Annotated in this window: 8 protein-coding genes; 5 read left to right on the forward strand and 3 right to left on the reverse strand. The window is 74.7% G+C overall.

All coding sequences use genetic code 11. The annotated features are described in order from the left end of the window. Nucleotides 1–115: 115 nt before the first annotated feature. Nucleotides 116–637, reverse strand: a complete 522-nt coding sequence (locus ABD296_RS48300) for a hypothetical protein (RefSeq protein ID WP_344284907.1) — start codon at nucleotides 635–637, stop codon at nucleotides 116–118. Between the two features lie 179 nt (nucleotides 638–816). On the opposite strand from ABD296_RS48300, the gene ABD296_RS48305 reads away from it, so the two are divergent. The 4 genes from ABD296_RS48305 (at nucleotide 817) to ABD296_RS48320 (ending at nucleotide 4,340) form a co-directional block, all read left to right on the forward strand. After that, nucleotides 817–1,473: a response regulator transcription factor gene (locus tag ABD296_RS48305; RefSeq protein WP_344284910.1), complete on the forward strand. Its 657-nt coding sequence runs from the start codon at nucleotides 817–819 to the stop codon at nucleotides 1,471–1,473. Beyond that, on the forward strand, nucleotides 1,470–2,711 hold the full coding sequence (locus ABD296_RS48310) for a sensor histidine kinase (protein ID WP_344284913.1): 1,242 nt from the start codon (nucleotides 1,470–1,472) through the stop codon (nucleotides 2,709–2,711). Before ABD296_RS48305 ends, ABD296_RS48310 begins: the two co-directional genes overlap by 4 nt. A gap of 215 nt (nucleotides 2,712–2,926) precedes the next feature. Beyond that, nucleotides 2,927–3,511, forward strand: a complete 585-nt coding sequence (locus ABD296_RS48315; RefSeq protein ID WP_344284916.1) for a papain-like cysteine protease family protein — start codon at nucleotides 2,927–2,929, stop codon at nucleotides 3,509–3,511. 1 nt (nucleotide 3,512) lies between these two features. Then, entirely contained in the window at nucleotides 3,513–4,340 is an 828-nt protein-coding gene (locus tag ABD296_RS48320) for a hypothetical protein (RefSeq protein WP_344284918.1), read from the forward strand. Nucleotides 4,341–4,394: 54 nt separating this feature from the next. On the opposite strand, the gene ABD296_RS48325 is transcribed toward ABD296_RS48320, so the two are convergent. Together ABD296_RS48325 and ABD296_RS48330 are read right to left on the reverse strand one after the other, a co-directional pair. Then, the gene (locus ABD296_RS48325) at nucleotides 4,395–5,369 is read right to left on the reverse strand and encodes a LysR family transcriptional regulator (RefSeq protein WP_344284921.1); all 975 of its coding nucleotides are present in this window, start codon (nucleotides 5,367–5,369) and stop codon (nucleotides 4,395–4,397) included. Between the two features lie 115 nt (nucleotides 5,370–5,484). Then, the gene (locus tag ABD296_RS48330) at nucleotides 5,485–6,333 is read right to left on the reverse strand and encodes an AraC family transcriptional regulator (protein ID WP_344284924.1); all 849 of its coding nucleotides are present in this window, start codon (nucleotides 6,331–6,333) and stop codon (nucleotides 5,485–5,487) included. 354 nt (nucleotides 6,334–6,687) lie between these two features. Between ABD296_RS48330 and ABD296_RS48335 the strand changes: the two genes are divergently transcribed. Continuing rightward, nucleotides 6,688–7,759, forward strand: a 1,072-nt coding sequence (locus tag ABD296_RS48335) for an ATP-binding protein (protein ID WP_344284927.1), incomplete at its 3' end; no start/stop codon positions are given.

Here is a 7,759-nt window from a genome sequence, read left to right on the forward strand (position 1 = left end):
GCGCCGCCGGCCACCTCCACGGCGGCCAGCGCGGCGAGGGCCGCCCGCCGGCCCGGCCGGCGGCGCCGGGAACGGCGCCTCCCCTCCTCCGCCGGCGCCCGCTCCTCCAGGGCGGTCACTTCGGACCGCCTCCCATGATGTCCTTGCACTTCGACTGGGCGTTGTTGAAGTCGGGGTCCTCGCTGAGCTTCTTGTCCATGATGATCCCCTGCTGACCCGGCTTCGGGTCCGGGAACTTCTCGACGCCGTTCTTGCGCATGCACTCGGCGAACTCCTGGATCTTCGCCTGCATCTTCGGGTCGCTCCTCGCGGCCCCGTTCTCCATCGGGTTGTACTGCCGGCAGGCCTCCTGCGCCTTGTCGACGGTCGCCTTCGGCGTCTTGCCGTCGAGCTTCATCGTGAAGCGGCCGTCCTGCGGGTCGTCCATCGGGACGCCGTGCTCGCGCATGCACTGGGCGTACTTCAGGCCCATGTCCTTCCCGCCGGGGGACTTGGTCGCGGCGACCTGCTTGTCCCCGTTCGCGGACGCCACGCCGCCGTCCCCGTCGTCGTCCGAGCCGCAGCCGGTCAGCGTGAGCGCCAGCACCAGCGGCAGCGCCGCCAGCGCCCCGCCCGTCCGCAGAGTCCGCAGTCGCATGTGTCGTCTCCTCGTTCGGCGGCCGGACGTGCTCCGGCCCGACGAGGAGCGATGCAACGCGGTCCGGCGTTTCCTCACCGTTTCCGCCGGGCCCCGGATCCACCCGGCCGCACGCCCTTATGGGGAGGAAACACGCCACCGGGCACCATCGGCGACCAGGACCTGGCGGAGGGAACGGCATGCGGGTGCTGGTGGTGGAGGACGAACGGCTGCTCGCCGACGCGATCGCGGAATGGCTGCGGGACGAGGCGCACGCCGTCGACCTCGCGCACGACGGGGCGTCCGCCCTGGAACGCGCGGGCGTCAACGACTACGACGTCGTCGTGCTGGACCGGAACCTGCCCGTCGTGCACGGCGACGACGTCTGCCGCGAACTCGTGGCGGGCGGCGCCGGAGCCCGGGTGCTGATGCTGACCGCCGCCGCCGAGATCACCGACCGGGTCGCCGGGCTCGGCCTCGGCGCCGACGACTACCTCACCAAGCCGTTCGCGTTCCCCGAGCTGGCCGCCCGCGTCCTCGCGCTCGGCCGCCGGTCGCGGCCCGCCGCGCCGCCGACGCTGCGCCGCGCGGGCATCACCCTCGACCCGGCGCGCCGCGAGGTGTTCCGCGACGGCCGGTACGTCCCGCTGGCGCGCAAGGAGTTCGCCGTGCTGACCGAGCTGCTGCGCGCGGACGGCGCGGTCGTCTCCGCCGAGCAGCTGCTGGAGAAGGCGTGGGACGAGCACGCCGACCCGTTCACCGGCGCCGTCCGGCTGACCGTCCTGAAGCTGCGCCGCAAGCTCGCCGAACCGCCCGTCATCGAGACCGTCAAGGGAGCGGGGTACCGGATCCCGTGAAGATCTCCGCGATCGGCGGGCCGCGCCGGGTCTCGCTGCGCGCCCGCCTCACGCTCACCTACGGCGGCCTGTTCTTCGCCGCCGGGCTCGTGCTGCTCGGCGCCACGTACGCGCTGTTCACCCAGCAGGTCGACCGGGCCGGAACGAAGGTCCTCGCCCGCGTCACGCAGGACAAGGACGCGTCCGGCGACGGCCGGACCGTCGTGGAACGGAACCCGGCCCCCCGGGAGAGCCGGGACGGGTCGATGTCGCCGCTCGACCTGGAGACGCAGGCGCGCAAGCAGCACGACGAGCTGCGCGCCGCCGCGACGCAGTCCCTCGTCACGCAGGGCTCGATCGCGCTGCTGGTCGTCGGCGGGGCCGCGATGGCGTTCGGATGGCTGATCGCCGGCCGCGTCCTGACCCCGCTGCACCGGGTGACCGAGACGGCGCGGCGGATCGCCGCCGCGCCCGCCGCCGACCGCGTCCTGCACGAGCGGATCGCGCTGCACGGGCCGCACGACGAGGTCAAGGAGCTGGCCGACACCTTCGACACGATGGTGGAGCGGCTCGACCGGTCGTTCGACGGGCAGCGCCGCTTCGTGGCGAACGCCTCGCACGAGCTGCGCACCCCGCTGACGCTCGGCCGCGCGCTGGTCGAGGTGGCGATGCACCGGAAGACGGCGTCCCCGGACGTGCTGCGGCTCGGCGAGGACCTGCTGCAGATCACCTCGCGGCACGAGCGGCTGATCGGCGGGCTGCTGCTGCTCGCCCGCTCGGAGAACGAGATCACCCGCCGCGCCCCCGTCGACCTCGCGGACGTGGTCGGGCACGTCGCGGCGCGGACCGCGCCGGAGGCCGAGCAGGCCGGGATCGGCGTCAAGACCGAGCCGTGCGAGGCCATGACCACCGGCGACGCGCTGCTCCTCGAACGGGTCGTGGAGAACCTCGTCGAGAACGGCATCCGGCACAACTCGGGCGAGGGCGGCTGGGTGCGCGTCACCTCCGGCACGCGGGACGGGCGGGCCGTCCTGGAGGTCGCCAACTCCGGGCCGGCCGTCCCGTCGTACGAGGTGCCGGGGCTGTTCGAGCCGTTCCGCCGGCTCGACGGCGACCGGCTGGTCACCGCCAAGGGCGCGGGGCTCGGCCTGTCCATCGTGCAGTCGATCGTGCGGGCCCACGACGGCCACGTCACCGCCCGTCCCCGTCCCGACGGCGGCCTCCAGGTCACCGTGACCCTGCCGGCGGCCCCGGCCTGACCTGGCGGATTTCCGCGCCGCCGGGGGCCATATCCCGGCGTTATGACCTGCTGGCATTTCCCCGCTTTCGCCGTGAATGAGACTGTAATGGCGTTCCTTCGGCCTCGCGCACGGCAGTTTCCGTCCGGATAATCCACCCCCGGCACCGGAGGGAATTGCTCGGCTCCCCGTGCGCGAGGCGCTCTTCGGCACGCCGGGAGAAATGGCGGAAGCGAATGAGAACGCGTACCCGGCCCGCCCGGGCACGATGGCGGCTCGCGTGCGGGGCCGCCGCGGTCGCGGCGGGCGCCCTCGCCGCCGCGGCCACCACCGGAGTCGCCTCGGCCGGCGAACTCCCCATCACCCAGCAGGTGCAGCAGCAGGACCAGTGGTGCTGGGCCGCCAGCGGCCTCACCATCGCCAAGTACTTCGGCGTCGGCAACGTCAGCCAGAACGACTTCTGCGACCTCGCGCTCGGGTACCCGCAGGGCAGTTACTGCCCCGACCAGGCCGGACAGCTCGAATGGGACCAGCGCGCCTTCCAGGCGCTGGGCCTGAACCCCGGCCACGTCAGCGGGCCCCTCTCCTTCCAGGGCGTGGAAGGGGAGATCGACGGGCAGCGCCCCGTCCAGACCGGCATCTACTGGTCGGCCGGCGGCGGGCACTCCCAGGTCATCTACGGCTACGACCCCGGCAGCCAGACGATCTCTTACGGCGACCCGTGGCCGTCCAGCCCCCGGTACTCGGAAATGGCGTACAGCAGTTACGTCAGCAATTACCAGTTCCAGTGGGGCCAGGCCCTGTCGGGGATCGGTGGTTGATATGCGCACCTCAGCGAAACTCGCCGCGAGCGCGGTGACCGCCGGGATCGGCGTGACGATGCTCGCGGGCGCCGGAACGGCGCTGGCCGCCGGGCCCGGCCCGTCCCCCGCCTACACCCCGTCCCCCGCCGACACCGCGGCGGCCGCGAAGGCCGCGGCGGCGCCCGCCGCCAGGGAACGGCTGGCGTCCTTCTTCGTCCACCTCGACGAGCACCAGCGCGGCAAGCTGATCAGCCGGAGCGCCGCGAAGGCCGCCGAGGCGGCGAAGGCTCCGGCGCTGGAGAGCGCGGTCCGGCCCGTCTACACGCTGAACCCCGCCTTCGTGAAGGGTCAGGACGCGCCCGTCGCCGCGTTCGCCTACCTGGCGGTCGGCGCGAGGTCGGCGACCGGGCAGCACGCCACCATGTGGCTGACCAGGCAGGGCACGGGCTGGCAGGTCATGAACGTGATCTCCGGCACGGACGAGGCCGCCTACCCGGCGCGGGCCGGCGGCGGCACGGTGTTCACCGAGCCGCAGATCAACGCCTGGTACCGGCTCAAGGACGGCCGGATCACCGGCCTGAACCCCACCGCCACGACGTCGGTCGGAAAACGCGGCGTGCCGGTGGCGGCGTACCGGACCCTGGTCCATACCCGGTACGCCGACAAGCTCCCGGGATCGCCCTACCAGCGGTCCGGGAGGCTCGGCGGCTACACGCCCCGCACGGGCGCCGGGAACGGGAGCGACGAGGGAAGCGCGGCGCCGCTCCTGTCGGCGCTCGGCGCCGGCGGCGCCCTGGCCGCGGCGACCGGCATCGTCGCGGCCCGCCGCAAGCGCGCCCCGAGGTAGCCGCCGCGGCGAGTCGTCGTTATCAGGCCCCTGGTAACGACGACTCGCCGAAGGTCAACGGAAGGAGGCGGGGAGGGCGGGGTGGGCTTCGGGGTGCTCGTCCCACCATTCGCCGTAGACCCGCTGCGCCCGGACGAGTTCCACGTAGGCGTCGTTGAAGACGCCGCGCAGCCGCCCGGCGGCCTCCTCCGCCTCCGGCCGCCACACCAGCACGACGCGCTGGGCGAGCGGGTCGCCGGCGATCCGGCGGAACGCGATGCCGTCGCGCGGCCCGGCGGTCGGCTGGTAGATGCCGATCGCCCGCCCGGACCGGATCAGCGACGAGGAGATCTGCCAGTCGGTCGCCCAGTACCGCACCCGCGGCTGGAACCCGGCGCCGGCGCAGGCCGCGCGGAAGTAGGCCGGCCAGGGACCGTCGTCCAGCGGGTCGTCGATCCAGTCGTGGTCGGCCAGCTCGGTCAGGGCGACGGTCCGGCCGGCGGCCAGCGGGCTCGCCGCCGACATCCCGACCAGCGCCGGCTCCCGCTCGACCAGGACCAGCCGCCGCAGCCCCTCCCGGACCGGCCGCACGGGCCCGACCGGCTCCTGGAACAGCCCGATGTCCAGCGCGCCGGACGCCAGCAGCGCGGGGATCCGGCCGCCGCCCTGGTCGACGCGCAGGTGCAGCCGCGCGGACGCCTGCAGGTCGCCGAGGTGGTCGCTCAGCCGGGTCAGCGCCGGGCACGCCTGCACCCCGATCCGCAGCGACGGCATCGAGGCCGGGGCGCGGCGGTGCGCCAGCGCCGCGTTCAGGTCGTCGATGCAGGCCAGCGCGGCGCGCGCCCGCGTCGCGACCTCCGCGCCGACCGGCGTCGGCAGCACCCCCTCCGGGGAGCGGACGAACAGCTGCACGCCGAGGTGCGCCTCGAGGCGGCGCAGCATCGTGCTGACGGCGGGCTGGGTGAGCCCGAGCCGCGCGGCGGCCTTGCTGATGCTGCCGGTCGCCGCGACGGCCTCGATCATCCTGAGGTGGTGGGGGCCGAGATCCACGAGCGCACGCTCCTACCCGCGTCTGCCCCGTCCGACGAAGTCAGCCGAATGGTAACTCCGGGGCGGAGCGCGGGTGAATGGAAAAGCGTGCCAATCCGCTGCGGGCCGCGCGGGCTCAGTGCGCGGCGTGCCGCAGCTCGCGGGGGCTCACGCCGAACCGGCGCCGGAACGCGGTGCTGAGCGCGCTCGCCGAGGAGAACCCGGTGGCGTGCGCGAGGTCGGTGATGGTGACGTCGCGGTCCTGCGGGTTGCGCAGCCGGTCCCGGACGAGCCGGAGCCGCTCCTCGCGGATCAGCTCGCGCGGCGTCGTCCCGGCGTGCTGCAGGGCGAGCTGCACCTGGCGCAGCGACCAGCCGAGGTCCTGCGCCATCGCGGCGCCGGTCAGCCCGGGCTCGGTGGCGTGCTCGCGCACGTAGCGGCGCACCACCGCCTCCACCTCGGCGAGGTGGCCGGGCGCGGCGGCGGGCCGCTGCCCCCCGGCGACGATCACGCACAGCAGCTCGGTGATCCGGTCGCAGGCGGCGTCGAACTGCGGCACGCTGAGGGCGCGGCGCTCCTCGCCGACGGCGCGGACCATGTCGGCGACGACCCGGCCGAGGCCCGCGGACAGGTCGAGGCCGGTGGCGACCGGCGACGGGCGGCGCAGCCGGCGGTCCATCTCGCGCGCCGGGATCGTCATGACGAACGCCCGCGCGCGCCCGGCCCCGCCCGTCGCGCGGACGCCGTGGAAGGCGCCGGGCCCGGGGGCGACGCCGACCCGGAACGGCGCGGCCAGCGTGACCAGGCCGCCGGTGCCGGGGCGCAGCCGCGCCTCCCGGCCGTCCTGGACCACGGTCAGCTCGCCGTCGAGCGGCAGCAGGAAGCGGTAGCCGTCGGCGCGCTCGCGGCGGACCTGGCCGGCGGTGCGGACGCAGCCGATCTGGTCCGACCGGCGCAGGACGAGCTGGTAGGCGCCGTCGTCCACGCTGGCCCCTCCGCCGTGCCGTCCCTGCGTCAGGGCGGGCCGGCGCCCGGAACCGGGCACCGTACGCGCAGGTGATCACGCGTCCCGCCGCAGGCGAGGTTAGTACGATCACCGCCGCCAAATCAGGAGGACACGCCGGAAAGTAACGCGTATCGGACTGCCGGTGATCACGGCGTGCGCCCGGCGGCAAGTTCTCTGCGCGCGAGCACAAGCGCCCCCGCGCCGCCCCGGCCTACGGTCACGAAACCGCGGCCCACCACCTGCGGCCGACGCCGTCCGAACCCACCCCCCACCGGCCAAGAGGCGGTCCCCTGCGGACCCGCCTCGCCCGACTCCCCTGTGCACGAGGAACCGATGGAGCAAATCCTCTTGGCGACGGCGCTCGTCATCGTGGCCGGCGCCGCCCTCGCCGCCGCGGTCCTGCTGGTCCGCCAGCGGCGGCTGACCGCCGAGCTCCGCGACCAGAACGCCGTCCTGGCCGCCGGCGTGGAGCTGCGCGACAAGGAGCTGCGGCACCTCGCCGGCGTCCGGCTGCCCGAGCTGATGGACTCGCTCCACAACCCGGGCATGCGCGTCACCGGCCCGCTGCACGACCTCACCCGCAAGGCCCCCGCCTACGGCCAGGCCCTGCAGACGGTGATGGACCTGTTCGCCGGGTCCGCCGAGCGGGTCAGGGCGCGGGCCGACCAGTCCGCCAAGTCGACGCTGCGGGCGATGATGCGCGCCGTGCAGAGCCTGGCCAACGAGCAGCAGCTCGCCATCTCCACGATGCAGGAGCGCCACGACGACCCCGACGTGCTGGACGGCCTGCTGCGCATCGACCATATGAACGCCCAGCTCGGCCGGCGCGCGCAGGCCACCGCCGTGCTGTGCGGGTCCTGGCCGGGGCAGCAGCGCTCGGCGTCCTCGATGACCGACGTGGTGCGCGGCGCGACGTCCCGCATCCGCGACTACCTGCGGGTCAACCTCGAAGGGCCGGTCAACGTCGCGGTCACCAGCCGGGCGGTCGAGCCCGTCGTGCTCACCCTCGCCGAGCTGCTGGACAACGCCGCGCGGCACTCCCGTCCCGACACCGCCGTCGAGGTCAACTTCCGCACCACCCACAACGGCGTCGCCATCACCATCGACGACGCGGGCGTCGCGATGGACGCCGAGGAGCTCCAGCGCGCCGCCGAGCTGCTGTCCGGCGAGGCGTCGGTGGACGTGCACCGGCTCGGCGACCCGCCGCGCGTCGGGTTCGCGGTCGCCGGCGTGCTCGCCGCCCGGTACGGGTTCACGGTGTCGGTCGACTCCCGCTCCCCCTACGGCGGCGTGCGCGCCATCGTGTTCGTGCCGAACGCGCTGCTCACCGACATCCCGGACGACCCCCGGGCGCGGCCCGCCGCGTCCGGCGGCGGCCGGCGCGGCGGGCCCGCCGCGGCGATGG

This window comes from Actinomadura napierensis (assembly GCF_039529375.1).
GTDB classification, from domain to species: Bacteria; Actinomycetota; Actinomycetes; order Streptosporangiales; family Streptosporangiaceae; genus Spirillospora; species Spirillospora napierensis.

What these genes read in the sequence shown, in the direction of transcription:
- ABD296_RS48305 (WP_344284910.1), top strand. Translation starts at nt 817, where the DNA reads ATGCGGGTGCTGGTGGTGGAGGACGAACGGCTGCTCGCCGACGCGATC.
- ABD296_RS48320 (WP_344284918.1), top strand. Translation starts at nt 3,513, where the DNA reads ATGCGCACCTCAGCGAAACTCGCCGCGAGCGCGGTGACCGCCGGGATC.
- ABD296_RS48315 (WP_344284916.1), top strand. Translation starts at nt 2,927, where the DNA reads ATGAGAACGCGTACCCGGCCCGCCCGGGCACGATGGCGGCTCGCGTGC.
- ABD296_RS48300 (WP_344284907.1), bottom strand. Translation starts at nt 637, where the DNA reads ATGCGACTGCGGACTCTGCGGACGGGCGGGGCGCTGGCGGCGCTGCCG.